The 23,990-nt window shown below is 57.7% G+C and carries 22 protein-coding genes and 1 pseudogene; 11 read left to right on the top strand and 12 right to left on the bottom strand.

Annotated features, from left to right (window positions below; all coding sequences use genetic code 11):
- Nucleotides 1-4: 4 nt before the first annotated feature.
- The 6 genes from OLZ32_RS32920 to OLZ32_RS32895 all read right to left on the bottom strand — a co-directional run bounded on the left by OLZ32_RS32920 (nt 5) and on the right by OLZ32_RS32895 (nt 4,942).
- Nucleotides 5-856 carry an electron transfer flavoprotein subunit beta/FixA family protein gene (locus OLZ32_RS32920; RefSeq protein ID WP_264424497.1) on the bottom strand — a complete coding sequence of 284 codons (852 nt, stop codon included), beginning with the start codon at nt 854-856 and terminating at the stop codon, nt 5-7.
- Nucleotides 857-1,038: 182 nt separating this feature from the next.
- On the bottom strand, nt 1,039-1,422 hold the full coding sequence (gene nifW, locus OLZ32_RS32915; RefSeq protein WP_264424496.1) for a nitrogenase stabilizing/protective protein NifW: 384 nt from the start codon (nt 1,420-1,422) through the stop codon (nt 1,039-1,041).
- 347 nt (nt 1,423-1,769) lie between these two features.
- The gene (gene nifS, locus OLZ32_RS32910) at nt 1,770-2,960 is read right to left on the bottom strand and encodes a cysteine desulfurase NifS (protein ID WP_264424495.1); all 1,191 of its coding nucleotides are present in this window, start codon (nt 2,958-2,960) and stop codon (nt 1,770-1,772) included.
- On the bottom strand, nt 2,957-3,661 hold the full coding sequence (locus OLZ32_RS32905; RefSeq protein WP_264424494.1) for an iron-sulfur cluster assembly scaffold protein: 705 nt from the start codon (nt 3,659-3,661) through the stop codon (nt 2,957-2,959). Before OLZ32_RS32905 ends, nifS begins: the two co-directional genes overlap by 4 nt.
- 24 nt (nt 3,662-3,685) lie before the next feature.
- Complete coding sequence (locus OLZ32_RS32900) at nt 3,686-4,006, bottom strand: iron-sulfur cluster assembly accessory protein (protein ID WP_264424493.1); 321 nt, start codon at nt 4,004-4,006, stop codon at nt 3,686-3,688.
- Nucleotides 4,007-4,396: 390 nt separating this feature from the next.
- Entirely contained in the window at nt 4,397-4,942 is a 546-nt protein-coding gene (locus OLZ32_RS32895; protein WP_264396734.1) for a hypothetical protein, read from the bottom strand.
- 300 nt (nt 4,943-5,242) lie between these two features.
- On the opposite strand from OLZ32_RS32895, the pseudogene OLZ32_RS32890 reads away from it, so the two are divergent.
- A pseudogene (locus OLZ32_RS32890) lies at nt 5,243-5,473 on the top strand (IS66 family transposase); the annotation flags it as partial.
- 74 nt (nt 5,474-5,547) lie between these two features.
- On the opposite strand, the gene OLZ32_RS32885 reads toward OLZ32_RS32890, so the two are convergent.
- The 3 genes from OLZ32_RS32885 to OLZ32_RS32875 form a co-directional block, all read right to left on the bottom strand.
- Complete coding sequence (locus OLZ32_RS32885) at nt 5,548-6,732, bottom strand: leucine-rich repeat domain-containing protein (RefSeq protein WP_264424492.1); 1,185 nt, start codon at nt 6,730-6,732, stop codon at nt 5,548-5,550.
- A 448-nt stretch (nt 6,733-7,180) separates the two neighbouring features.
- Nucleotides 7,181-8,161 carry a LysR family transcriptional regulator gene (locus OLZ32_RS32880; protein WP_264424491.1) on the bottom strand — a complete coding sequence of 327 codons (981 nt, stop codon included), beginning with the start codon at nt 8,159-8,161 and terminating at the stop codon, nt 7,181-7,183.
- Between the two features lie 59 nt (nt 8,162-8,220).
- A complete protein-coding gene (locus tag OLZ32_RS32875; RefSeq protein WP_264424490.1) occupies nt 8,221-8,754 on the bottom strand; it encodes a hypothetical protein in 534 nt (177 codons plus the stop codon).
- 554 nt (nt 8,755-9,308) lie between these two features.
- On the opposite strand from OLZ32_RS32875, the gene OLZ32_RS32870 reads away from it, so the two are divergent.
- Complete coding sequence (locus tag OLZ32_RS32870) at nt 9,309-9,962, top strand: nitrogen fixation protein NifQ (protein WP_406649198.1); 654 nt, start codon at nt 9,309-9,311, stop codon at nt 9,960-9,962.
- 156 nt (nt 9,963-10,118) lie between these two features.
- On the opposite strand, the gene OLZ32_RS32865 is transcribed toward OLZ32_RS32870, so the two are convergent.
- Nucleotides 10,119-11,093, bottom strand: coding sequence for an acyl-CoA dehydrogenase family protein (locus OLZ32_RS32865; protein ID WP_264424489.1), 975 nt, complete (start codon nt 11,091-11,093; stop codon nt 10,119-10,121).
- Nucleotides 11,094-12,128: 1,035 nt separating this feature from the next.
- Between OLZ32_RS32865 and hemN the strand changes: the two genes are divergently transcribed.
- The 3 genes from hemN to OLZ32_RS32850 all read left to right on the top strand — a co-directional run bounded on the left by hemN (nt 12,129) and on the right by OLZ32_RS32850 (nt 15,498).
- Nucleotides 12,129-13,448: an oxygen-independent coproporphyrinogen III oxidase gene (gene hemN / locus OLZ32_RS32860; RefSeq protein WP_264424532.1), complete on the top strand. Its 1,320-nt coding sequence runs from the start codon at nt 12,129-12,131 to the stop codon at nt 13,446-13,448.
- 362 nt (nt 13,449-13,810) lie between these two features.
- Entirely contained in the window at nt 13,811-15,229 is a 1,419-nt protein-coding gene (locus OLZ32_RS32855; protein WP_264424488.1) for a dicarboxylate/amino acid:cation symporter, read from the top strand.
- Nucleotides 15,226-15,498 (top strand): hypothetical protein, encoded by a 273-nt coding sequence (locus OLZ32_RS32850; RefSeq protein WP_264424487.1) that lies wholly within the window; start codon nt 15,226-15,228, stop codon nt 15,496-15,498. The genes OLZ32_RS32855 and OLZ32_RS32850 overlap by 4 nt, the downstream gene beginning before the upstream one ends.
- Before the next feature lie 129 nt (nt 15,499-15,627).
- Here OLZ32_RS32850 and rpoN read toward each other — a convergent pair whose 3' ends face one another.
- Nucleotides 15,628-17,061 (bottom strand): RNA polymerase factor sigma-54, encoded by a 1,434-nt coding sequence (rpoN, locus tag OLZ32_RS32845; protein WP_264424486.1) that lies wholly within the window; start codon nt 17,059-17,061, stop codon nt 15,628-15,630.
- Nucleotides 17,062-17,134: 73 nt separating this feature from the next.
- The gene (locus OLZ32_RS32840; RefSeq protein WP_264424530.1) at nt 17,135-17,674 is read right to left on the bottom strand and encodes a peroxiredoxin; all 540 of its coding nucleotides are present in this window, start codon (nt 17,672-17,674) and stop codon (nt 17,135-17,137) included.
- Between the two features lie 446 nt (nt 17,675-18,120).
- On the opposite strand from OLZ32_RS32840, the gene OLZ32_RS32835 reads away from it, so the two are divergent.
- The 6 genes from OLZ32_RS32835 (at nt 18,121) to OLZ32_RS32810 (ending at nt 23,940) form a co-directional block, all read left to right on the top strand.
- Nucleotides 18,121-19,035, top strand: a complete 915-nt coding sequence (locus OLZ32_RS32835; RefSeq protein ID WP_264424485.1) for an isocitrate lyase/phosphoenolpyruvate mutase family protein — start codon at nt 18,121-18,123, stop codon at nt 19,033-19,035.
- Nucleotides 19,036-19,076: 41 nt separating this feature from the next.
- Nucleotides 19,077-20,309, top strand: a complete 1,233-nt coding sequence (locus tag OLZ32_RS32830) for a pyridoxal phosphate-dependent aminotransferase (RefSeq protein ID WP_264424484.1) — start codon at nt 19,077-19,079, stop codon at nt 20,307-20,309.
- A gap of 2 nt (nt 20,310-20,311) precedes the next feature.
- Complete coding sequence (locus OLZ32_RS32825) at nt 20,312-21,130, top strand: phosphocholine cytidylyltransferase family protein (RefSeq protein WP_264424483.1); 819 nt, start codon at nt 20,312-20,314, stop codon at nt 21,128-21,130.
- Nucleotides 21,130-21,756, top strand: a complete 627-nt coding sequence (locus tag OLZ32_RS32820) for a CDP-alcohol phosphatidyltransferase family protein (protein WP_264424481.1) — start codon at nt 21,130-21,132, stop codon at nt 21,754-21,756. The genes OLZ32_RS32825 and OLZ32_RS32820 overlap by 1 nt, the downstream gene beginning before the upstream one ends.
- A gap of 42 nt (nt 21,757-21,798) precedes the next feature.
- Complete coding sequence (locus OLZ32_RS32815; RefSeq protein ID WP_264424479.1) at nt 21,799-22,959, top strand: aminotransferase-like domain-containing protein; 1,161 nt, start codon at nt 21,799-21,801, stop codon at nt 22,957-22,959.
- 147 nt (nt 22,960-23,106) lie between these two features.
- Nucleotides 23,107-23,940, top strand: a complete 834-nt coding sequence (locus OLZ32_RS32810; protein ID WP_264424477.1) for a class I SAM-dependent methyltransferase — start codon at nt 23,107-23,109, stop codon at nt 23,938-23,940.
- Nucleotides 23,941-23,990 lie beyond the last annotated feature (50 nt).

Raw genomic sequence — 23,990 nt, 5'->3', positions numbered from 1 at the left:
GCGATCACGCGCCGCTGTTCATGGCGAGTTCGCGTTCCAGCGCCGGCTGGCGCGCAAAAATTCCGGAGATCAGCTCATCAGCAAGGTCGTGAAGCGTCTTATCCGCGCTGTCGATTTGCTCCGCTCTTTCCGCCCGCGCCGCAGGGGCAAAGACGCGCTTGACGACAGTGGGCGAACCGCGCAGGCCACATTTAGTGAGGTCTTCAATGCCGGCGTCGGCCGCACTCCACTTCACGATTTGGCTGCGCGCAGCGCGGAGTGCGTCGTCGAGCGAGCCGCGGCGAGTCTCGTTGGTGCCTTCCAGCATGGTGATGAGGCAAGGGAGCCTGCTCTTTAGCGTCTGCGTTCCGCCTTCCGAGCGTCGGTCGACCGTGATTTCGCGTGAAGCGAGATCAATGGAGGCGATTTTCGCGACGTAGGTGAGTTGTAGGAGATCGAGGCGCTTGGCGATGCCGGGTCCGACCTGGGCGGTGTCACCGTCGATCGTCTGCTTGCCCGTGAAGATGATGTCAGGCGTGCCGAAGGTCTCTCCGATTTTCACGATTGCTTGAGAAAGAGCAAAGGAGGTCGCCAGAGTGTCTGAACCGGCAAAATGGCGGTCAGTCAGAAGTATGGCGCGGTCGGCGCCATAAGTGAGTGCCTTGCGCAATGCGTCTTCAGCCAGGGGCGGGCCCATGGTGAGTACGGTGACCTCGCCGCCGTGGGAATCGCGCAATCTGAGTGCTTCTTCGAGGGCGAACAGATCATAGGGGTTGATGATGGTCGGCACGCCCTGGCGCATGATCGTGTTCGTGACAGGGTGGACGCGTATCTGTGCGGAGTCGGGCACCTGCTTGATACAGACTACGATGTGCATGGCGATCTCTTGCTCCCTTCGATGGCAGACTTGGCGTTAATCTCCGAGCGAAGCACCATTCGTGCCAACCGCCTTGCGTTCGCCCTATCAATTGAAATGTGGATCTTCTTCCTCTGAGCTCGTCTGGATCGTGAGCGAATTTGTCGTAATCGCGACATTGTCGCGTCGCAGCCAGTCCGCACTCATTCTCTCTCGAACGACTTTAGGACTGAATCGAGGGGGACGAATGTGCGGCCTCCTGCGGCAGGTTTGTCTGGGTCGTTGTCCTCGAGCACCTTGAAGACTCGATGTGTGAGCGGCGACGACATCGCGAAATCTTCGTAGGCGCGTTCTAGCATGGCGCGCGCCCGCGCAGCGACCGCCTGGTTGGGGAGATCAGAGAGGTCGTCTTCGGCGAGGTATTGCCCCATTTTCTTCATGATATGGAGCCGTGAGACATCGAGCACATTCGCGTCATAGGAGACGCCAAGGACTGCGAAAAACTCCTCCGCGTCCGACAGACGTTTGAGCCGTTCGAGGATGTCGTTGACATCCATGGGACGGCCATCATCAGAACAACAGCTCATTGCTTTCTCCCTGGTCGGTTCTGGGCTGGGCGCATTTGCCGAAACGTGACCTGCAGCCAAAAGAGGAAGATTGAGTTGGCGGCAGCCGGCGAGGCGATCGTGTCGGAAGTCGCGGCATGGCTGACGATCGAGATTTCAGCCACACCGTTGAGATGCTCACCCGCGGGGACGCGACGTCTTTGATGTCCACTGCTCTTGCGACGGGCCGGCAGTCAACTCTTATAGAGACAGTATCGAAGATCTTTGCCGCGGAGCCCGCCGCGCCGAAGAGAGCGCGGGCATTACCGTCATGCGGGGTCATTTCGTTGGGCAAGATTTGACACATGGATGGAGGCTGCCTCTTCCCTTCACGGCATATAGGCTTGAATGTCTCCGAGCCACGATCCATAACGGCCTACGTCGCGCAGCTTCTGGACAGTTTCGGAGATTACCTCGAGTACGCGGTCGACGTCCTCATCGCGGTTCTCACGCGAAAAGGAGAAGCGGGTTGCCCCGTTTGCCGCAGCATGAGGGATCTTCATCGCTTTCAAGACGTGGCTCGGCTCCAACAAGCCGGAGGCGCAGGCGGAACCGGAGGAGCAGGCGATGCCATAGCGGTCGAGAAAATGCACTAGGCCATCGCCTTCCACATTCTCGAAGGCTATGTTCGTAGTGTTAGGCAGTCGCTCCAGCGAATTGCCGATAACGAACGCGTTTGGTACACGCTGGAGTATGCCATGCTCCAGGCGGTCTCGTAGTAGCTTCACCCTTGTGTTCACGTCTTCCATGAACTTCCGGGCAAGTTCGGCGGCTTTGCCGAGCCCGATTATGCCGGGGGTATTCTCTGTGCCGGCGCGCCGGCCACGTTCTTGGCGGCCACCCTTTATAAGCGAGTGGAAACGTACCCCGCGTTTCACATAGAGCGCGCCAATCCCCTTCGGGCCATGCAGCTTGTGGCCGGAGAGCGAGAGCATGTCGATTGCAGTCGATTTGAGATTGACTGGAATCTTACCGACCGCTTGGGTTGCATCTGTGTGGAAAAGGGCCCCGACTCCCTTGGCCAATTCAGCGAGTTCGACCACGGGAAATATCGTCCCGGTCTCATTATTCGCCCACATGATAGAAACGATTGCCACACGCGTTGTGAGGGCGGCCCTGTAGGCGTCGAGATTGAGACGGCCATGGTGATCCACCGGAATCTTGTGCACTTTGACGCCGCGCGTTCTCTCGAGATGGGTGCAGAGCGCTAGCACTGCCGGATGCTCGACGGAGGAAATCACAACCTCTGTACGATCAGACATCACTTCGAGTGCCGAAAGCATTGCCGCATTGTCACTTTCCGTCCCGCCCGAGGTGAACGCGATTTCATAATCGCACCGCGCGCCGATCAGCGTGTGTACCTGCCGGCGCGCCTTTCTCACCGCGGCACTGACAGAGGAGCCAAATGCGTGCTTCGACGAAGGATTTCCAAATTGATCCGTAAAGAACGGAAGCATCGCTTGAACGACTTCATAATCGACCCGCGTAGTTGCGTTATTGTCGAGATAAACAGATCTCATTGTGCGAACTCGGCTGTTTCAAGTTGCGACGCCCCCCGTATGGCGGCGGAAGCGATTTCTCGCCTCCACAATCGACCACGCCGTTTGGGCGCGGTCGTCTTTTCCGCCAGCTGCGCGGGCCTTTTCACGCATAGTGAGTCCTTCGGTGACCATCGTTGCATGTCGCCTGCGAGGACCTTCCATCGCGTCGGAGCATGTGACCTAGCCGCCAGGACGCTTCGTCTCATAGGTGAACTGCTCGGTGTTGAGTCTGGTGATACGGCAGTCCCTCCGGTCACCCCATTGACATTGAAGCTTTTGTGGAGACGGGCGTCTTCCTCGTGGTCAAAGAGGCGATTCCCGCTGCGTGAACTTGCGGTTGCTGTATAATTCGTCGCCGAACAACAATGCGTCTTTTCCGGCGACAGACTGCTTCGATGGGCCGCCCTCGCCAGATGGGCAATCCGGACTCGATCGTCGACGATTTTTCCGTTGACGAATTTGGTCATCACCGAAGAGGAGGCGAATGGATAACTGCTGCGCCAATTCTGGAAGCCCGCCGCGGTGAGCACTTGCGCTACCGCATTGGCTCTAGTCATTGCTGCAAGCGCCTTTCTACAGAAGGTAGCGCCGATCTGAGTAATGGGATTGAGTGCCTCCAGAACGCCGGCATTCATCGAGTTCAGGAAGTAATCCTGTATCCTTGGCCAATAGTCCCACATGAGCCTTCTCACTGTATCAGGTTGTCAGCTGAAAGATTTGCCGCAGGCGCATTTCTCCCGCGCGTTAGGATTGTCGAAAATGAAACCGGCGAACTCGGACCCTGTGATGAAGTCAACGGTCATGCCGTGGACATGGGGTTGTGAGTCTACGTCCACGAACACCTTTACCCCGTCTGCCTCGATGATCGCATCGCCCTCGCGCGAGAAGCTTTCCAGACCAATCAGGTATTTAAATCCGGCGCAGCCGCCTGCTTGGACCATGATGCGAAAGCCTTCCATCGGCTCGTTGGCCCTGAAAAGCACAGCTTTCATAACGGCAACGGTGTTCTCGGTGAGCGTGATCATGAGTCGGTCTAACCTCAATGGCGTTTGTCTCGAGGCTGACTGAGCATCAACCGTGCCAGGAGAAAGATTGGTTTCCAACAATATGATGACTCTAAATTGCGATGTCGTGTGTCTGACATCGTCGGACATCCAACAAGGCTAGGTGCGGCTTGGAAGATGCAGTCCTCGTGTTTCCTCACGGAGAAAGCCTGTGCAAGGCACTCCATTGAGCGGTTCGCCTTTCGGGCACTCGTTGCCCCCCGAGATCTACTGCAAAGACGCTGGCGAAGAGCCCGTCAGCCGGAGATATCTGTGCTCTATCCGCGGCCGATAGACCAGCCGGCAGGGAGCGCAGAGTTTGTGGGCCTTTCGGAAATAACTGGCGCAACAGCGGCCGCACATCGACCGCCTTCATTCGGCCGAGTCCAGCGTCTCGAAATGAAACGGTCCGCGTACGCCGACAGAAAAACGCCCCGCAGCATTGAGAGCTTTCTCCAATCTTTCCTGAGGCGGAGAGTTCGAGGATGCGAAGAGCGCGCCCAGCGCTATTTGGTGCCCGCATCCACAGGCGTCAAAACCGTCCAGGGGCTCGCCAACATGATAGTCCTCGTCGATTTTGAAGAGCCGTCCGGCGTAGCCAACGAGAAAAGTGCCGCCGCGTTCAGTGTCGTTGTGCCGCTTGGCATAGCCACCATCTTTCAAGCAGCAGCGGAGCGCGTCGACGAACTCCGTTGCCATGAAAGCATAGGCATCGAATTCAGGACGCCTCTTTGGCGGGTTGAAGGAGTGTGCCAACATCTGGCCCATTGTGAACGAATTCGTAAAGCCGAAGATGAATTCGTGCCTTCTGAAGACCGTGCGATCAGCGCGGACGGTAAGGGAAAGGTCGACCACACCAGCGCTATCGCCCCCGATCTGAACTGAACCGTTGTGGATTAAACCGACAATGCACGTCATTAATTGCTGCTCCTCACGTGGACTGCATTTAAATCTTCTAGACCTGTGCCTTGCTCGTGCCCATGCGCAAGTAAGGTGACAACCGGCGCCCAGACAGTGATCGTCACGGATCGCTCGAGGGTTTCACTGTCCGTATTCCGACCGAACGTCACGATAAACGTCATCAGCCGCAGAACGCCTACACCAATGGAAAACAAAGGGAGTTGCTCCTGAGCCACGCGATGGCGCCGGGCACTCACACGCTTTATTTCGCGGTTCATCCAAATCATCCATGAGACATTCCTTGCAAGTGACGAATAACTCGAACGCGATATCAGAATTTTTGCCACTGGCCGAAAATCCTGTGTCAGGGATACCGTCGATGGAGCGAAGCCAGCGCCGTCGTCTACAGCCTCATGTTGCCTGCAGAGCCTGCGGCGTCGAACCCTTGGCCACTTTTGCGCCATGTCTTCACCGAATTGCCTCAGCGCGCCGACGACGCCGACAACTCTGACCTGCTGCTATTCATGTTCCAAAGCCGCAGCGGCCTGATCAAGCCCCACACTACCCCCATTCAAACACGTTCCGTCGAATCGCCGGCGTCAATCTGCAGGGAAATTAGCGTTTTACCATCTTTCTGAAGTCCGGCGGCAGGAGACGAATACCGTCGGACCGGAGTAGCTAGGAACGCTGATCGCTTCGGCCAGGTTCGTCTCCTCCTGCTCAGAGAGCGGGTTGCCCTCAAGAAAAACCGTGCACTCCCCCAGCTGCGTCAGCAGATTCTCGGGTAGCCTAGTCACCTGGTTGTGCCTAGCGATGAGCGTCTTGAGCCCGGCGGGAAGTTGATCGGGTAAACAGGTCAGACGGTTTTCCTCGGCAACGAGCGTCCTGAGCCCGGCCGGGAGGTTGGCGGGTAACTGGGCAAGCTGGTTGCTGCCAACGCTGAGTGTCTTGAGCCCGTCCGGTAGTAGGTCGGGCAAGCTGGTCAGCTGGTTGCCGCTCACATCCAGCACCTCGAGCGCGCGCGGGAGGGTTCTGGGCAGCCTGGTGAAGCTGTTGCTGCTCGCGATGAGGGTCTGGATCCCCTGGGGAAGGTTGTCCGGCAGGCTGGTCAGCTGGTTATAGTTCGCCTCGAGTGTTTTTAGCCGGGCCGGTAGCGTCGTGGGCAGGCACGTCAGCTGATTGCCGTCGACGATGAGCACTTCGAGCCCTGGGGGAAGGCTGTCGGGCAGCTTGGTCAGCCGGTTGTATCTGGCGATGAATTGTTGGATTTCGGGAGGAAGTCTAGCAGGCAGCTTGGTCAACTGATTGCCGACCACATTGAGCGTTTGGAGCCTGAGAGGAAGCTTGTCGGGCAGACTGCTTAGCTGGTTGTACGCGAGGCCGAGGGTCTCGAGTCCAGCCGGCAGGGTTCCGGGCAAGCTGACTAACCGGTTGTAGCTGGCTTGAAGAGTCTGGAGACTCGCCGGGAGATTGAAGTCTAAGGTGGTCAGCTGATTGAGATCGACTTTGAGCGTTTGGAGCCCCGCGGGAAGTTTATAGGGCAAGCAGATTAGCTGGTTATAGCTCGCCTCGATTGTCTTAAGTGCGGTCGGAAGTGTTCTGGGCAGGCGGATCAGCTGGTTCCGCTCGGCGTTGAGCCATCGAAGTCCGGCCGGGAGCGTATCTGGCAGGCTGGTCAAATGGAGCGATGACAGATTCAGCACCGCATTGACATCGCCATTCTCCACCCAGGCGTTTATTCGTTTCACGGCCTCTTTTCGACCCCAGTGCTCTCCCTCCCCCTCTCCCTCTTTGATCCAGGCATCCAAGCTCGTGTGCGGTGACGCTTCCGTGCGTGCCAATTGCGGGGGTGTAATCTCGTGAGAATTGTGCGCGCCCGTTTGGGGCCGATTTGCTTTCGCCACTTCGCATCACTCCTTTTTCATGATCATGAGGGCGCCTGTGTTAGTGACCGCCGAGGACTCTTCACCAGGCAAAATTCATACCGGCTGTCCCTGTGGTCCGGCTGTCCCTGTGGAAATGTCAGAATTCATTCTGAAACCATCCGTGCACGCATATCCCTTTGACGTGGAGCATTGATCCAGCCGCTCAATTTGAGGAACACTTTGACCGATGCTCTTGCGCGAGCAGGATACAGGGGCCGCGGAAACAAGGCCTTTCTGTTCGGCTGGCCACGCCGCAGCAAACTCAGGCTTGCTGCTCCTTCTTGCCTCGAATGCTGGCGCTGTTTCGACTATCGGTGAGTTACCTCCGCGATTATTCTTGTGCGGGTTGTGTTTTCGCCGCCACGGCGATTTCACGGCGCAGCCAGGCATGATCGGGGTCGCGATGGCAACGCTCGTGCCAAATCAGCGCGACCTCGTAGGGCTTCAGCTCCATGGGCGGATCAACAATCGCGAGCGATAGAATGGCGGCGATCCGTGTCGCGATGCGGTGCGGCAGAATCAGCACCAGGTCGGTCGCCGCGATCACCACCGCGGCTGTCAGCACGCTGGAAACCAGCAACGGATCGCGGTTCGGCATATCCAAGGCGTCCAGTTGATCGTAGATTTGCCCGAAGCCGTCCTCGCGGTTCGACGCGATGGCGGCATGGCGCAATGCCGCGCAGCTTTCGAGTGTCCATTCCTGCGCCAAGGCCGGGTGGTCGTAACGCAGCAGGCAGACGAAACGGTCTGTGTAAAGGCTGCGGCGCAGATAACCGGGGGGAGACGTGCCAATCTGCCCGACCGCAAGATCTATTTCGCCCCGTTCGAGTCGGCGCAACGCGCCAGCGAGAAACGGATCGGTGACGATATCGAGTTGAGGGGCGCGCTCGCGCAACTGGGGCAGGAGGCGCGGCAGCAGGACTAGCGCTTGGTGATCAGGCATCGCTAATACCGCCTTCGAAGGCCATTCCTTTTGGGCCGAGCTTTGACTTGCCACGATTTCACGGATCTCATGCAACACCGGTCGCAGCATACGGGCGAAGCGCTCGCCCCGCGGAGTGGGGACCAGACCGGTCGAGGAGCGAACCAAGAGATCATCATTGAACACTGCGCGCAGCTTTGACAACGCCCGGCTCGTCGCCGGTTGGCTCTGACCGATGTTCTGGGCTGCACGCGTGACGTTACGGTGCTCCATCAATGCATCGAGCGCCACCAACAGGTTCAGATCCATCGATGCCAGGTTCGGTTCTCGATGTTGCCGTGCTTCGCAGCTGTCAGCGGCGATCTCACCGCTGAAATCTAGGTAATCCATGGGCTTCTCCTTTGGAAGCGGTGTTCTCACACCACGACCTTGAGTACCGCCTTCGCTATTTAGATCGAGGACAGAAGGTGTTCGATCCGGCTGTTCAGTGATTCCTTGACGATGGGAGTGGGCACATCAGAAACGTTAGTCGAGCGGTTCGACGCCATCTGCCCTTGCAGCGTCGCGTCAGCGAGAGAATGATGGTGCAATCCTCGCAGCCGCCGTCCTGGCCGGCGAAAGAATTTGGACGTGCGTATCAAGGCAATCGGAACGCGCTCGACCGTGCTGTAGCCAATCTTAATGTGATGCTCATCAGTCAAATTGGAGAAGCACCGGAAGGTGATGAGCCCTTGCGTCTGTCTTTTTCGCCACATCGTGATACCGCTGCAGCCTGTGACCTGCAACACCATGCCGGAGTCGGAGAGACGGGGGGCGCGCGCCTCGGCCTGTCCGTAAGGTGCGGCAAACCCAGCCCGCTCCGCGAGTGGCGCACTAAAGCTATGCCCTACGATGCCGGCCATCAACTTCAGGGCGCCTAGATCGTAGTGTCGGCTTGGCGCGACCTTTTTGACCGAGTCGCCTACATCGATCTTGCTTCGCATCTCGGCTGCCTCCAGTTGAGGGTGAGCACTCGGTGGTCACCTCGGTTAAGTCTCCACGGACCGTTCCGAAGGGACATGGATCTATTGGGCCCGGCACAGATTGCACTCTCCGGTTCTTCGAGTTGCCGTTGTAATGCAACATCCCATCACATTGGTAAAATCCATTATTTCAATGAACTAAATCCACATCATGGATAGGCCAAGTATTTTCAAGCTTGTGAACACTCCGAACATCGGATTCCGCCGAGGCGCCGCCGGTCCACGAAAGCTGCTTTTTAGCGGATGTTTACAGGCATTCCTCGTGGCCACTTTCTCGGCTGTGTCAATGTCGATATAGCGCTGGTCCTGTCACTTGCGTTTGACGACATGCAGCGCTGTCGTATTTGTCGTTTCCACAACACCTTGCGTTAAGCGGGTGTCCCTCTACACCCTGTCTAAACCTTTGAATTAACATCGGAGGGCTACTGGCACGACTCTTGCGCCGCCCACCTCATGAGACGCAGGAGCTGCCTATCGGTATGACTCTGAGCGCCGTAACGGTAGGAAGAAAGCACATGCTAGATCGACGTCAAATCCGCATTCAGTGGGGAACACGGCCCTCCCACGGAATGCGAATTTCGTATCAACTCGACGGGAGACGGCACTCTCGACCAGCCAGAGCCAGGCAATTGCTGCGGATGGACGCGGAGATGGATTTCGACGAGTATGTAATTGCCTGTGTCCTTTCGCGTGCGCTCGAGGAGATCGACGTTGGCCAGGCGACGGCGACGGAGGCGACCGGCCTTTCGCGAGCCGAGTTGCAGGAAATCCTGACTCGCCGTTTTCCCCCCGGCCTCGTCGACGCCTTCTCCTTGGAAGAGGTAAGCGATGTCGAGGCTGGCGTAGAGGAAGAACTTCTGCGAGGTATGTTGCTTTCGTATGCCCGACCGGGCGACCCCGCGAGCGCCCGCTTCGCCAAGATCGTTGCCCGGCGAGCTTTGCGCCATGAGCATCTCTGGCAGGACCTTGGCCTTTATAACCGATCCGAGCTCAGCCACTTGCTTGCGACCCATTTTCCCACACTGGCAGCTGGCAACACCAATAAGATGAGATGGAAGAAGTACTTTTACCGGAAGCTCTGCGAGGCCGAAGGCTTTTCGCTTTGTACCGCGCCCACCTGCCGAGATTGCATGGATTTCAAAAGCTGCTTCGCTTCGGAGGAAAGCTAATACCGACCCTCATTGATCAGCACCCATGAGCCCATTGCCGATGACCGATGGACATGATCTTCCAGGACGGCCCTGCAATGATGCGCGGCCGATCCCGACGTGGATGCCGGTACGCGTGTCGCAGGGGTGAGGCCGACCATCTGACGTCAGTCCAGCTTAATTGGTGAGGATCTGCCCCAGTTGTGCCAGCAAACGAGTCGTCTCCCGCGCACCATCGGGCAGCGCAGCGATTTCAAGCGCCGTGGCAATTCTGCTTGCATCCGACACGTCGGTCGGAGTCGCATTGACCTGCGCGAGGTCAAGCGCGGTAGCTGCCTGATCAATCAGTGCGGCTAGGATCTCAATGTCGAACTGAAATCGTCCGATCCGCTCATCCCGCAACCGCCCGGTCAAGGGACTGTCGCCGTGCCGCAATTCGGCAGCAAGCCTCCGGCGTTTCTCGCCGAGAATAGCCGAAGCATGAAGAATGCTGCCTAGCGACTGCGAAAGCTGCAGTGCATTACTGTTGAGGGCGAGCACCGAGTCGGCCGGCACATGAACCCCCTCGAGGCTGTATAGTGCGGGCTCACCGCTATGGACGAGATGGATTTCGCAGCTGTCGCGCTGCACGAGCAATAAACTCAAGACTTCGGCTTCGCTCAAGGCAAGCAACGCAAACCAAGCTGGCTCCCCGAGACCAACCACCTCGATTGCTCCGCCAACTTTGAAGCCGATACCGTCGACGACGTAGCGCTGACTGACGTTGTGAACTCCGACCGCAACCGTCGACAGCTTTTCACCCGATATTACACGCAGATAGATGCTCCGTCGCTGCTCTTCGCTTCCGGCGTTACGGACCAACTCAAGAGCGCGGAAATGACTGGCGAGCGCAAGGGCAGTAGCGGACTGCACCTCAGCAATCTGTGACACTACACGTGCAATCAACCGGTTACAAACGTCAGCGCCGTCGAAATCGTTTGGAATGGGAATGGCAAGTAGCCCGGACTGCTCCAACGCTTCAGCGGAAAGACCAATGGGGGCATCGGCGCCGAGCGCGACAATCTCGGCAGCGGCCGCCAAGACGTCTTTGTCGGACTCTATTCGAGGCGGCACAGGTCTGACGCGGCCATGAACATGTGTAAAGGAGCCCATCTCTCACGTATCCTTCACGATGCCGGCCAAGCCGACGCGCGCTTTTGAACGACAGTGCCATCGCACAAGGGCCAGGAGCGCTCTGAGCGTGAAGCATAGAGGACTGGTGGACGAAGAGAACCGATCAATTCCCAGAACACCCTTCGTAGCTCTGTCGGGCGGATCACCGTTTCCCCGCCTGTCGATGGCTGAACTGCAGCGCAACCCGAACACCGGGGTCCGAATTTGGTCACGTCATAATCAAAAGGCTGAAGGAAAAGCTCACAAGTACCCCTCTGTTGCAACTCATCATGAGCGGGCGCGAAGGGTCGCTGCCTTCTGATCGTTCGTCAACAAAATATGCGGTATAGAACTATGCAAAAGTGTGATCAGGCTGAACCAAGCACTCAGCGAAAATGCCGCCCGTCGCGGTAACCAGCGAACCACACCACAGGTATCAAGTGCAATGTTGCCCAAGGGATGCCGCTGCTATGCGACCGAGGATCTGAGTGCCAATGCCAGAGCATTTCAACAAGCGTGCCCGTATCACACGCGTCGGTGCACCGTCTTGCGTCAGCGCTCGCCTCAAACTCCGGGTAATTGGCAAAGACCGACCCGAACGGCCGGGACGCGATTGCCGTTCCAGCGGGGGCTCCTGCGAACAGCACGTTTATTGTCGCCCTTCGTCGAATGGGTGATCGTCGTGAGTTGATGCAGTTGCGGACCAACTTTGTCGCAATTGTCGGATGCGCGACAGGAGTTTGTTTGACAAGACATGTATTTCAATCCCAGGCAAATAGATCGAGAACGCTAGCGATCCTTATTTTCGATACCATCAGCGACACTGGCATGAGTCTTGAACCTGCTTATCGAAAGGCGGCGGGAACTGTCGACTGGCATTGAGATGACGGGTCCATGATGGCTGACGGCGAAAAAAGCACCCCTGCGTGCAAGCGCGGGATCGCAAGCGATCGGGAGGGGCATGAGCGTGAGATCCGGGCACACCATCTGGCCGATGGAGACGAAAGTCATTTGGGCATCGCGGCGCAGACGACCATGACGAAGTATTGCGAGGCCCACCTGCCTTGGTACACTATCTATCCAACGGTATCGCAGTTTTCCCCGGCGGTCGGCGCCAACGCGTCGGGGGAATGGCTGAGGGACATGCCCACTAATGATACTGTATCGCTCTATCTCCACATTCCATTCTGCCGATCGATGTGCTGGTATTGCGGCTTTCCTGTCAGCATCACTCGTCGAGACGCATCGGTCCTCAACTATTTGGCAGTGCTTCGTGAGGAGATACGGTTGGTTTCGGAGCAAGCGCCGCAGGGATTGCCCGTGAGCGACGTACATTTCGGCGGCGGAACGCCAGCCATCATGCCGCCGGCGGAGTTCCTGGCTCTAATGGAACTCCTGCGCAGCTACTTCGCGTTCAAAAAAGCGACTACGGTCGCTGTCGAGATCGACCCGCGCACGTTCACATCGGAGATGGCCGAAGCATTTGAAGCCGCCGGGGTAAACCGTGCGAGCCTTGGCGTGCAGAGCTTCGATCCCACTGTCCAACAAGCGATCAATCGGGTCCAGACTGAGACGCAGGTGGCGGCTGCCGCCGAAAACCTGCGTCGGCATGGAATAGTCCGCATCAATTTCGATCTCATGTATGGTCTTCCGCATCAAACAGTGCAGTCTTGTGTACAGAGCGCCAAGACAGCAGTCGCGATACGCCCCCAACGGCTTGCCGTTTTCGGCTACGCGCACGTTCCATCTTATAGAAAAAATCAGCGCTTGATCGAGGAAGCGGCGCTGCCGGACATGGCTGCCCGCGCTGAACAGGCCGCAGCCGTGGCCGATACGCTGGTCTCCGCCGGCTATCGCCAAATCGGGCTGGACCATTTCGCCTTGCCAAACGACGAGCTCGCGCTGGCGCAGAAAGCCGGTCGTCTGCGGCGCAATTCCCTAGGATATTCGGCCGATACATGCCAAATGCTGATCGGCTTCGGCGCATCGGCCATCAGTCGTCTGGGCGAAGGCTATGTCCAGAACGAACTTGCACAGAGTTCCTATACTCGGCACATATCAGCTGGCCACCTGGCGACATCACAGGGTTATCGTCTCACCGGCGAAGATCGCGTGCGAGCCGCAATTATCGAGCAGCTAATGTGCAATTTGGAAGCCGACGTGCCGGCAATCTGCGCCGCTCACGAATTTGCTCCAATCCCTATTTTCGATTCAGCTAGGCGTTTGGCGAGGCTGGCCGAAGACGGGGTAGTGGATATCGCCAATGGTTTCGTCCGCGTACGGCAGGAGCATCGTTTTGTCCTTCGCGCTGTCGCTGCCGCATTCGACCCTTATCTCGACCGCTTACCCGACTAGCGCCGCCAAGCAACCAGTCGCACGATCCGGTGCGCACATGGATGTCGGAGTTCTGGCTGTCGCACCTGCAGCGCTGGAAAATTGCAGGCGCGGCTGTGTCACGAGTTCGCCCAGCCACAGTGAAAAACTACTCGTTCAAGGGAGCGCGTGTTTTGTAGCTTTCCGGACAATCCAGCTGCGTGCAATTCGGCGCTTAAGCAAAAACGCAGCAATTTCAATCCCTGTCCGAGCCGTGCGCAGTTGGCGCGTTTGTTGCTCGATATCTCTACAAGGCGGCAGCAGCTGTCGATCTTCGGAAAAGCAGGCCCGGGAGGCCCGGCAATTGCCGGACTGGGCGCGCACCCCATGTGGAGGATCTCGTGATGATCATTGGACATTCCGCGGAAGTCCGCGGCAAGACACCCATTTATCGCCATCTTTATGTCCAGGTGCTGGCGGCGATTGCTGCGGGCATCCTGCTCGGGCATTTCTATCCCGACATCGGCACTGAGCTTAAGCCGCTCGGCGACGCCTTCATCAAGCTCGTCAAGATGATCATCGCACCGGTGATCTTCCTGACGGTCACGACCGGCTTTGCCGGGATGACCGATCTCGCCAAGGTCGGCCGCGTCGCCGGCAAGGCGATGATCTACTTCCTGACCTTCTCGACGTTGGCGCTCCTTATCGGCCTCGTGATCGCCAATGTGGTGCAGCCGGGTTCCGGCATGCATATCGATCCGGCCTCGCTGGATGCCAAGGCGGTCACCAGCTATGCGGAAAAGGCGCATGAGCAGTCGATCACCGGCTTCCTCATGCATATCATCCCTACGACGCTCGTCGGCCCCTTCGCCGATGGCGACATTCTGCAGGTGCTGTTCATCTCGGTGCTCTTCGGCATTTCGCTGGCGATGGTCGGCAAGAAGGCGGAGCCGGTCGTCGATTTTCTGCAGGCGCTGACGCTGCCGGTTTTCCGGCTGGTGGCGATCCTGATGAAGGCAGCGCCGATCGGCGCCTTCAGCGCCATGGCCTTCACCATCGGCAAGTACGGCCTCGCTTCGATCGCCAACCTCGCCATGCTGATCGGCACCTTCTATCTGACCTCGTTCCTGTTCATCTTCGTCGTGCTTGGCGCGGTCGCCCGCTACAACGGCTTCTCGATCTTCTCGCTCATCCGCTATATCAAGGAGGAACTGCTGCTCGTCCTCGGGACCTCGTCGTCGGAAGCCGCACTCCCCGGCCTGATGAACAAGATGGAGAAGGCGGGCTGCAAGCGCTCCGTCGTTGGCCTTGTCATTCCGACGGGCTATTCCTTCAACCTCGACGGCACCAACATCTACATGACGCTCGCGGCGCTGTTCATCGCCCAGGCGACCGACACACCGCTGTCCTTCGCCGACCAGATCCTGCTCGTGCTCGTCGCCATGCTGAGCTCCAAGGGGGCGGCTGGCATCACCGGCGCCGGATTCATCACGCTTGCCGCCACCCTCTCTGTCGTTCCGTCCGTTCCGGTCGCCGGCATGGCACTGATCCTCGGCATCGACCGTTTCATGTCGGAATGCCGCTCAATTACCAATTTTATCGGCAATGCAGTTGCGACGCTGGTGGTGGCGAAGTGGGAAGGCGAGCTTGATCAGGCGCAGCTCGCTGTCGCACTCGCAGGCGATGCACCGGTCGAGACCATTCCTGCGGCGGTTCAGCCGCCGGTGGTTGAGCGCCGCGACGGGCCTGAGGGCTCCACGTTGCACCACGTTCGGCACTTTGGCATCCCGAAGGATAAGAACGGCCGACGGAGATCTCCGTGACGAAAAAGCCCCACTATCGTCCAGCGCCGGTGCGCACGCGCCGGAGGAAATTGCCAGGAAGCGGACGTGATGATGATGTTGTGCCCTCCTCTCCTGGCTGCAATCTGCGACCGGCAACTTACAAGGTAACGGTGCATTGCCAGTTCAAGGAACGGCCGAAAAATCAGCTGCGCACGTTGCCGCGCCCAAGGCAACAAGCGCAGTCAAAGCTTGATCGCAAAGAAATCGCTGTACCCATCGCAAACCTCCTGTTTGCGCCATCGATTTAGATTCTTTTGAGAACCTGGAGAGGCGGGATCAATCAGGCTTGGCATAAGTCGCGTTCCACGGATCAAGAACAGGATCGATTTGGCCAGAGCGCTTTCACTGGCGCACGGGAACTCCGGGCTTGTCCGCCATCAGCACAAACCCGCACGCCTTTCGCGGCGCCGCTGCACGGAGGAGGGGATGTTCATCGCCTCGCGATATTTTGTGACGGTGCGACGCGCAATGATGATGCCGCTTTCCTTGAGCCTGGCGACGATCTCGTCATCGGAAAACGCTTTATCGAGCGGTTCTGCGGCGATTATCGATTTGATGCAATGGCGTACAGTTTCGGCGGAGTAAGCGTCGCCACCCTGTGAAGAGGCGATCGCGACGGTGAAAAAATACTTTAATTCGAACACGCCGCGCGGCGTGAGCATGTACTTGTTCGACGTCACGCGGCTTACCGTCGACTCGTGCATGTTGATTGCTTCAGCGACGGCTTTCAGCTTGAGCGGTCGAAGATGAGCGATGCCATGCTCCAGAAAGACATCCTGCTGGCGGACGATTTCCGTTGCAACCTTGAGGATCGTCTTGGCGCGGTGATCAAGACTGCGAACCAGCCAGCTCGCGTTTTGGAAGCAATCGTTGAGGAATGCCTGATCTTGCGCGTTTTGAGTGGTCAGGCGAGAGACCTCCGAAAAATAGGTCTGGTTGATCAGCACTTTGGGCAGCGTATCCGGATTGAGCTCGATGTTCCATCCATCTCCAGGCGAAGGCCGGACCCAAACATCGGCTATGATGTATTCCGGTCCTCCGGATTGGAACCTGTTTCCAGGCTTGGGATCGAGCGTGCGGATCTCATGCATCATGTCGAGAAGATCATCTTCATCGACTCCGCAATAACGCTTCAACGCTCGAAAATTGCGTTGCGCAAGCATCTCAAGGTTGGCGACCAAAGCTGCCATTGCCGGGTCGAAACGGTTTCGCTGACGCAACTGTATCTCCAGGCACTCGCGGAGATTTCGCGCGAAAATTCCCGGCGGATCAAGAAGCTGCAGTGTCCCCAGAGTCCGTTGCACAACCGTCTCCGGGACATTCAGCTTCTTAGCCAATTCAAAAAGGTTCACCTGAACATAGCCAGTGTCTTCCAAATGGCCGGCAAGTTCCCGAGCAATGAACCGCTCCTGCGGAGTGAATGCCGTGAGGGCAATCTGACGAGCCACATGGTCATGCAATGTTTCGGGGCTGGCGGCAAACTCCGCTAGGGAAGGGCCGTCAGCCGCGGGAACATTGGCTGTGTCTCGGATTGACTTCCATTGACCGGGCAGTTCGGCCCCGGTCGACCCATCAACGGAGGTCTTGCGCGTGCCGATGTTCGGATTTTCCCCCGAAATCGGTGACACATCTCCAGGAGCGGGGCCATCGTTTGACGCCAGTTCCAAAAACGGATTTTTCTCCAATTCCTGCTCCACGAACTGATGCAACTCGTAATGCGCGAGCTGGAGCAACCGAATCGACTCCATGAGCTGGGGCGTCATAGTCAGCGTTTGCTGCTGACGCTGTTGAAGGCTTGTGAAGGACTTCATGATTGAACCGAACTCCGATCGAGCGACGGACTGGCGTGCGTGAGAGTAGCTGCGAGGCGAGAACCCTTGTGGATCAAGCGACGGCCGAGTCCTTCAGCGATCCAAGAATGTTCTGCGGTGAAGACACGCCATAGGGATCGGTTTCACAATTGTCGGAGAAACCTTCCTCCTCGAACCACTGCTCCACGACGCCATTGTTGACCACGGCCGCGTAGCGCCAGGAGCGCATACCGAATCCAAGATTGTCCTTGGCGACCAGCATGCCCATCTTGCGCGTGAACTCTCCCGAGCCATCGGGAATGAGTTTGACGTTTTCCAGCCTCAGCGCCTTGCCCCAAGCATTCATGACGAATGCATCGTTGACCGAGAGACAGTAGACCTCGTCGATTCCGTACCTCTTGAACTCGCCATATAATTCTTCAAAATCAGGGACTTGGAGGGTTGAGCAGGTCGGGGTGAAAGCGCCCGGCAGCGAAAACAGAACGACGCGCTTGCCGCTGAAATAATCGTCGGACGTATAGTCTTCCCAGCGGTATGGGTTTGGCCCCCCTATGGAGTCATCGCGAACGCGCGTTCGAAAGGTGACGGACGGAACCTCGGTCTTTTTGGTCATCAACGGTGCTCCTCTAGAAGAAAAACTGGTGCGCAGCTTTTTGGCTGCGGCCGGCGCAACAGCGAACTCAGCCGGCACATCGGTCCAGCAAGAGCCATGCCATTGGCAGAAAGCAGGAAATCTCACTGTCGTGAGCATTCCCTTGGCTTGTCCGAAATCTCTGACAGAGTGCGTTGAAGGTCGTTAGCCATGCACGCGAACACAGGTGCTGACGTTAGGTTGCCTTAGCGACCTTAGGTTCCCTGGGAGGTTCGAAGAGATCTCCACGGCTCTTGTGTCCGAAACCGGACATGAATGTCGCAGGTCCAACCAAAAAGTGGCAACTTCCGGCCATCGGTGAGGGCAAGTCGCGCCACGCAGAAGGCGTCGCCAATCCGGCACGCAACTTGCTCCAATGGGTTTGTTCCGGCGCACCGCTCTGGTAGATTTCCGAGGGAAGCATGACCATGGATCAGACTGTTGTTGTTCCCAAGAGCATTGGCCCCATTGAGGACCCGACAAAAACGCTCCGCAACCTGATTTCCTCATCCGACCTGACCTATCTCATGGGGGCGCATGACGGGCTTTCCGCGGCGATCGCAAAGCAGGGGGGCTTCAAGGGCCTTTGGGCGTCGGGGCTGTCCATTTCGGCGAGCCTCGGCTACCGCAACGCCAATGAGGCAGATTGGACCCGTGTACTCGACGTGGTGGAGTGCATGGCAGACGTCAGCAGATTGCCGATTCTCGTCGATAGCGATTATGGCTTCGGGAACCTTAGTGCGCGGTCACTAGCAGCGAAGCTTTTGCAGCGCGGCGCCTCTGGTGTGTGCATTGGGGACGCCAAAATGAACGCCGTCAGCAATCGTCACGCGCTGGCCGGAATCGATGAGTTCTCCGGCCGCCTGAAAGCGATCAAGGACACTGCGAGAAGCGACCTTGTGGTTGTTGCCCGCACCATGGCGTTGACTGGTCACGGTCTTGACGAGGCCCTGCTGCGTGCTCACGCCTATGTGCACGCCGGCGCCGATGCCATACTCATCCATTCTCCAAAGGCGGACGCTGGCGAGATTTCCGCCTTCGGGAAAAAATGGAAGAGGCTTCCGCTCATGATCGTAGTCACGAACGACTGCCACACACCGGTTTCAGTATTTAGCGAGGCTGGCATTTCCATGTTGATCTGGGCCGATCATGCCATGCAGGCTTCGGTCGCAGGCATGCGGGCCGTATGTGACTGCGTCACACCGAAGCAAGCATGCGCAAGCATTGAGCCGGAGGAGGTGGCAATCATCGACGAAATGTTGGACCTGGGGCGCTATGACGAACCGCCTTCCGGGGAAGATTGGTGTTTACCCGGCGTACATGGTGGGCATCGGCCGCGCTGAAGCAGCGTGCCGGATATCGACGATCGATTAAGGAGGCGCATATGCTTGCAAAACGGATGTCTTCGCTCTCGGGGTCAGGAACGGCTGCGGCTCGCGAGGCTGTTGCGATTGCCGCGGGGACCGGAAGACAGATCGTTGATCTTGCCGCTGGCGAGGTAATCATCGGGCTGCCGCCGACAGTGCGCGACGGCGCCATTGCTGCGATCGATGCCGGCCTTAACCGCTACACCGATTCAATTGGTATTCCACCCTTGCGGACAGCGGTGGCCGAGAAGCTGTCAGCGAGCACGCGAGTAAAGTGGGGCGCCGAGAACATCGCCATCACCAACGGCGCCAAGCAAGCGCTCCTAAACGCGGCGTTGGCCGTTCTCGATCCTGGCGACGAGGCGATCATCTTCCGCCCCTGCTGGCCAACAATTCCTTCACAGGTTCTGCTCGCCGGCGCAAAGCCCGTGTTTATCGATGTGAAGCCGCCAAGCTACGTGCCGACAATCGACGGCATTCGCGCCGCCGTGACTCCCCACACAAAGGCGATTATTCTCAACTCTCCAAACAATCCGACTGGCGCAGTTTATGATAGGGCAACCCTGCAGGCGATCGGCGACCTGGCCATCACCTATCAGCTCTGGATCGTGTCGGACGAGTGTTATTCAAGCTTCGTCTTTAGCGATCACGGACACCAGTCGATCGTCACCGCCCACCCCGGAGTCCGGGCGCAGACTATTCTGGTCAATGCTTTTTCTAAGGAACTCGCATTGATGGGCTGGCGGGTCGGATACTTCGCGGCCCCGCCCGCAATCGTGTCTGCAGCAAAGAAGCTGCAAAGCCATATGACGTCGAATGTTAACGTGATCGCCCAGCATGCGATCCTGCACCACCTCAAGTTCTCCGACGGCTCATTTGAACGGGAAATGATCAACCGCCTGGCTTCGGCGCGGCGGGACGGCCTTGCGGTTCTATCGCGCCTTGTGGACGTTCGTAGGCCAGCGGCCGATGGATCTTTCTTCTTTTATCTCGACCTGAGCGAATTAATAGCCAAGCTGCCAATCAGCAGTCCCGTCCAAGGCGTCGATGACATCGCACGAATCCTGCTCGATGAAGCCGGTGTCGCCTCGGTGGCGGGCTCGACCTTCGGCGATCCGGCAGGCTTGCGCCTATCGTTTGGTGCGCCGCCCGAACTTCTGATCCCGGCGCTCGAGGCGCTGGTTGAAACGCTCAACGCGCTAAACGACCGTCAGCGGCCAGTTGATGCTTTTTCCCGAAGCGGAGCTTGATCATGACGCAGGTAACAGGGGCCGTCATTCTCGCTGCGGGGCTTGGTTCCCGTCTTCGCCCCCACACCAATCTTGTACCGAAGCCACTTGTGAAGGTGCTCGGCACACCGATCCTGCACAACACTCTGCATCAGCTTTCGGAGCATGGGGTGTCAGAGGCGACGATCGTGGTCGGCTACCGGCAGGAGGTGATCCGTGAGGCCTGCGGCCGTCGGTTCGAGAACGTTGACATTTCCTACGTTGCCAATCCGATCTTCGATCGCACGGGCAGCGCCTATTCGCTCTGGATGGCTCGAGACACGCTTCTCTGCGGCGACACCGTCTTCATCGAAGGCGATGTGTTTTTTGACGGTGAGGTACTGGGCCGCACCCTTCAGAATCAGGGGCGTTCGCTGGCTGACCAGAATGTCGCCGCCGTCGCCTCCTTCGCCACGGCGATGAGCGGCTCAGCCGTTGAACTCGACGCCGACGGTTTTGTTTCGACATTCGTCATGAACCAGACCCCGCAAGCGGCGCGAGCGCTAGGTCTCTTCAAGACCATCAACATTACCGCTTTTTCAGTCGCGACGTCGCGCGCCCACCTCATGCCGGCTCTGCAATGTGCCGTCGATGCCGGCGACACCAAGGCCTACGTCGAACAGATCCAGGCGGGTCTGCTTGATCGCGGCGAGCTTCGTCTTTCGACTGTCGACTGCTCCGACATTCGGTGGTTCGAGATCGACACCGAGGCCGACCTGCGGATAGCTGAAAATCTGTTCTCGAACGGCCGTTCCAATCGGAAGGCGTGCGACCGAGGCGAACTGCCAGGGGGATTGCGCTGATGCTCCGCTATCTCAAGGATTACGCTAATGCCATCACCGCTGTTGGCTACATCTTCGCGGCCATCGGGCTTTTCCTTGCGATAAACGGCCATGTCGAACTCGGCACGGCGGCCATGCTCTGGACTTGGTTCCTTGATCACTGGGATGGACATGTCGCGCGCAAGACGAAGGACCGCCGGCGGCCAGGCGCGGCGGATTTCGGGAAGAGTTTTGACGGATTCGGAGATTTTGTCCACGGCATCCTTTTCCCATCGATCGTCATCATACTTCTCGGAAAGGGGAGCGTTCTGTCTTTCGTCGCAGTCGCGGCGTTGATCATGGCTGGCGCCGTACGGCTCAGCTACTTCGAGAATGTCGGGCTGACGGCCGATGCGAAATTCATCGGCGTGCCAGTTTCATATGATGCGCCGCTTCTGGCGTTGCTGCTGCTCGCGAGGCCGATGTTTTCGATCGAGAGATTCCAGATCAGCCTGCCAATAGCATTCATCATACTGGCAGCGCTGCATGTGACCACCGCGATAAAGGTCCCTTCTATCCGAGGGCGCGCTATTCCTTTTGCAACGGTTTTCGCGGTCGCGATTTCTGCTGTCCTAGCGGTAGGAGGGAATGACGCCAAGCCGCTGTAAACAGAAGCAGATGAGCGTAATTGAGAGCATAGGACTACAGAAATGAGAAAGTTAAACATCCCTGCTGGATCGATGCCCGACAGATGCGTCGATAAAAATGGTTTGATCCGTCTCAATCTCAACCACCCGCCCCCGGTCCCCGAGACGTTTGATCAAATCTTCAAGGATGTGCTTGAAGAATTGCTTCTGAGTGTTTCTCCTTCGGCCCTTGTGAAGACACACCGCTGGACAGGCACCGAGGACGACCGGTTGAGAGGGGCGGAATTCACGGCCGGACGATTGGGAACACCACCGGTCGAAGGTCGTGTTGTTTTGACGCATAGTACGCAAGCGGCCATTCACATGATCCTCCCGGGGATCATCCCCGAAGGGCGAACGCTCGCAGTCGAGCAGATGGCATATCCGCCGGTGCGAACCTTTGCTCAGCGGTACGGAGTTCCGTTGGTTGATGTGCCGATCGACGGTGACGGGCTCGAGCCAGATGCGTTTGAGGGTGTTTGCCAAAAAGCAAATCCTGCCGCGATATATCTTGTCACCACCTATCAGAATCCCACGACCGTCACGATGTCTCTGCAGCGGCGTCGGCAAATTGCGGAGATCGCCAGGCGCTATGACGTCAAGATCATCGAGGATGATATCTATAGCCTTTTAAGCCCATCGCCTTTACCGCCCATATCGGCGATCGCGCCGGAAATATCCTGGTATCTCTTGGGTACAGCGAAGAGTTTCGCGGCCGGGCTCAAATTGGCATATGTCGTCGCCCCGACACCCAACGAAGCCGCCCGTGTGTTCTGGCCCGGTGTTCGCGCGACCTATTGGATGGCGACGCCGATGAGCGCAGCGTTGATGTCCAATTTGATCCGGCGTGGCGACGACTTGGTGATCCTGACGGCCGTGAAGAACGAATTGCGTATCCGGCACCAGCTTCTCGACCAGATACTTGGTGACTGCAGGTATGCCACCGATCCCGGCTGCCTTCATGTTTGGCTTCCGCTGCCTGCAGGAACATCCAGTCAAGAATTGGCAGACGCGATAAAAAGCGAAGGCGTGCAGATAGCCGAAAGTAACTCGTATACTACCCCGTCTTTCCGTCCTTCGGAAGCTATTAGAATTGGTATAGGAAATCCAGAAACCCTCGTATTGCTCGAGCATGCTCTCGTTGTGCTGGACAGGAACTTAACTTCGGCAGTGAGATCCATTTGATAAACTACAATACAGCATCCCGAGACAGGTCAGTGGGGCGGTAAGCAGTTGCAGCAAAGTGCCTCGCAACGCGGTGACAGGTGTCTCAATGGGCGCATCTTGAGGCTTTCGATGTATGACAACTTAGCTACCGTTGGAGGCACCACGATGACAACATTCGACGAGCACAGAGAGGCACCGGGCTACATTTCTGAATTTGCGATTTTGGCAAATCGTTATGAGAGTCGTCCGGAATATCCGGCAGCAATGGTCGACCACATCAGTACATTGATCGCGGATCTAGATCCAAACCTTCCCGCAGTAGATGTCGGAGCCGGCACGGGTCTGTTCACTCGGCCGTTGGCTCGCGGACTCGTACCTAGAAGGCATGTGATCGGCCTTGAGCCTAATCCTGAAATGCGGCGCGTTGCCCAAGAGCTGTCGGTCGGCTTCGGAAACATCCGCTTCCTCGACGGAGTAGCAGAGCAGCTTCCTTTTTCTTCCGGTTCGACCGCGTTGGTAGCGGCGGCATGTGCCGCCCATCGGTTTGACAGATTCGCCTTCTTTTTAGAAAGCTTTCGTGTCCTGGCGCCTCGAGGGTGGCTAGCCTTGGTCGAATATCGCTGGGGAGATTCGTCAGGAGGAATCGGGGGCGAGATCTATTCTTTGCTTGAGGCCTTGGTGCCGGGGTTCCGTCGTAATGCGCACAGCAACTCGGCGGGTCGCTATGAGGTCTTCGAACCGATCGCAGAAATTCGGCAGAGTGGCCTGTTTCGCGACGTACACGGTTCGGCTTTTACTTGGTCAGTGATGAAAACGCCCGTTCAGGTCCTTGACTCGGTCATGGCTTTGACGCCTTCGCTGAAGGCGGAAGCCGCCATCGGAGAAGAGGAATTTGCTACTCGGGTCAGCCGAATTGTCGAGAAACATATCAAAAAAACAGGGTTGGTTGAGCTTCCCTATCTTGGCCTTGGCTGCTTTGCGTCTAAAGAAACTGTTTAGAGTACTCGCAATCGCTTCAGACGGAGAACTTGCGTCCGGTGATTCCGGTT

This window comes from Rhizobium acaciae, assembly GCF_025941625.1.
Classification (GTDB): domain Bacteria; phylum Pseudomonadota; class Alphaproteobacteria; order Rhizobiales; family Rhizobiaceae; genus Rhizobium; species Rhizobium acaciae.
This window is presented reverse-complemented; position numbering and strand designations above follow the sequence as displayed.

What these genes read in the sequence shown, in the direction of transcription:
- OLZ32_RS32920 (WP_264424497.1), bottom strand. Translation starts at nt 856, where the DNA reads ATGCACATCGTAGTCTGTATCAAGCAGGTGCCCGACTCCGCACAGATA.
- nifW (WP_264424496.1), bottom strand. Translation starts at nt 1,422, where the DNA reads ATGAGCTGTTGTTCTGATGATGGCCGTCCCATGGATGTCAACGACATC.
- nifS (WP_264424495.1), bottom strand. Translation starts at nt 2,960, where the DNA reads ATGAGATCTGTTTATCTCGACAATAACGCAACTACGCGGGTCGATTAT.
- OLZ32_RS32905 (WP_264424494.1), bottom strand. Translation starts at nt 3,661, where the DNA reads ATGTGGGACTATTGGCCAAGGATACAGGATTACTTCCTGAACTCGATG.
- OLZ32_RS32900 (WP_264424493.1), bottom strand. Translation starts at nt 4,006, where the DNA reads ATGATCACGCTCACCGAGAACACCGTTGCCGTTATGAAAGCTGTGCTT.
- OLZ32_RS32895 (WP_264396734.1), bottom strand. Translation starts at nt 4,942, where the DNA reads ATGACGTGCATTGTCGGTTTAATCCACAACGGTTCAGTTCAGATCGGG.
- OLZ32_RS32880 (WP_264424491.1), bottom strand. Translation starts at nt 8,161, where the DNA reads ATGGATTACCTAGATTTCAGCGGTGAGATCGCCGCTGACAGCTGCGAA.
- OLZ32_RS32875 (WP_264424490.1), bottom strand. Translation starts at nt 8,754, where the DNA reads ATGCGAAGCAAGATCGATGTAGGCGACTCGGTCAAAAAGGTCGCGCCA.
- OLZ32_RS32870 (WP_406649198.1), top strand. Translation starts at nt 9,309, where the DNA reads ATGCTAGATCGACGTCAAATCCGCATTCAGTGGGGAACACGGCCCTCC.
- OLZ32_RS32865 (WP_264424489.1), bottom strand. Translation starts at nt 11,093, where the DNA reads ATGGGCTCCTTTACACATGTTCATGGCCGCGTCAGACCTGTGCCGCCT.
- hemN (WP_264424532.1), top strand. Translation starts at nt 12,129, where the DNA reads ATGACGAAGTATTGCGAGGCCCACCTGCCTTGGTACACTATCTATCCA.
- OLZ32_RS32855 (WP_264424488.1), top strand. Translation starts at nt 13,811, where the DNA reads ATGATCATTGGACATTCCGCGGAAGTCCGCGGCAAGACACCCATTTAT.
- rpoN (WP_264424486.1), bottom strand. Translation starts at nt 17,061, where the DNA reads ATGAAGTCCTTCACAAGCCTTCAACAGCGTCAGCAGCAAACGCTGACT.
- OLZ32_RS32840 (WP_264424530.1), bottom strand. Translation starts at nt 17,674, where the DNA reads ATGACCAAAAAGACCGAGGTTCCGTCCGTCACCTTTCGAACGCGCGTT.
- OLZ32_RS32835 (WP_264424485.1), top strand. Translation starts at nt 18,121, where the DNA reads ATGGATCAGACTGTTGTTGTTCCCAAGAGCATTGGCCCCATTGAGGAC.
- OLZ32_RS32830 (WP_264424484.1), top strand. Translation starts at nt 19,077, where the DNA reads ATGCTTGCAAAACGGATGTCTTCGCTCTCGGGGTCAGGAACGGCTGCG.
- OLZ32_RS32825 (WP_264424483.1), top strand. Translation starts at nt 20,312, where the DNA reads ATGACGCAGGTAACAGGGGCCGTCATTCTCGCTGCGGGGCTTGGTTCC.
- OLZ32_RS32820 (WP_264424481.1), top strand. Translation starts at nt 21,130, where the DNA reads ATGCTCCGCTATCTCAAGGATTACGCTAATGCCATCACCGCTGTTGGC.
- OLZ32_RS32815 (WP_264424479.1), top strand. Translation starts at nt 21,799, where the DNA reads ATGAGAAAGTTAAACATCCCTGCTGGATCGATGCCCGACAGATGCGTC.
- OLZ32_RS32810 (WP_264424477.1), top strand. Translation starts at nt 23,107, where the DNA reads ATGACAACATTCGACGAGCACAGAGAGGCACCGGGCTACATTTCTGAA.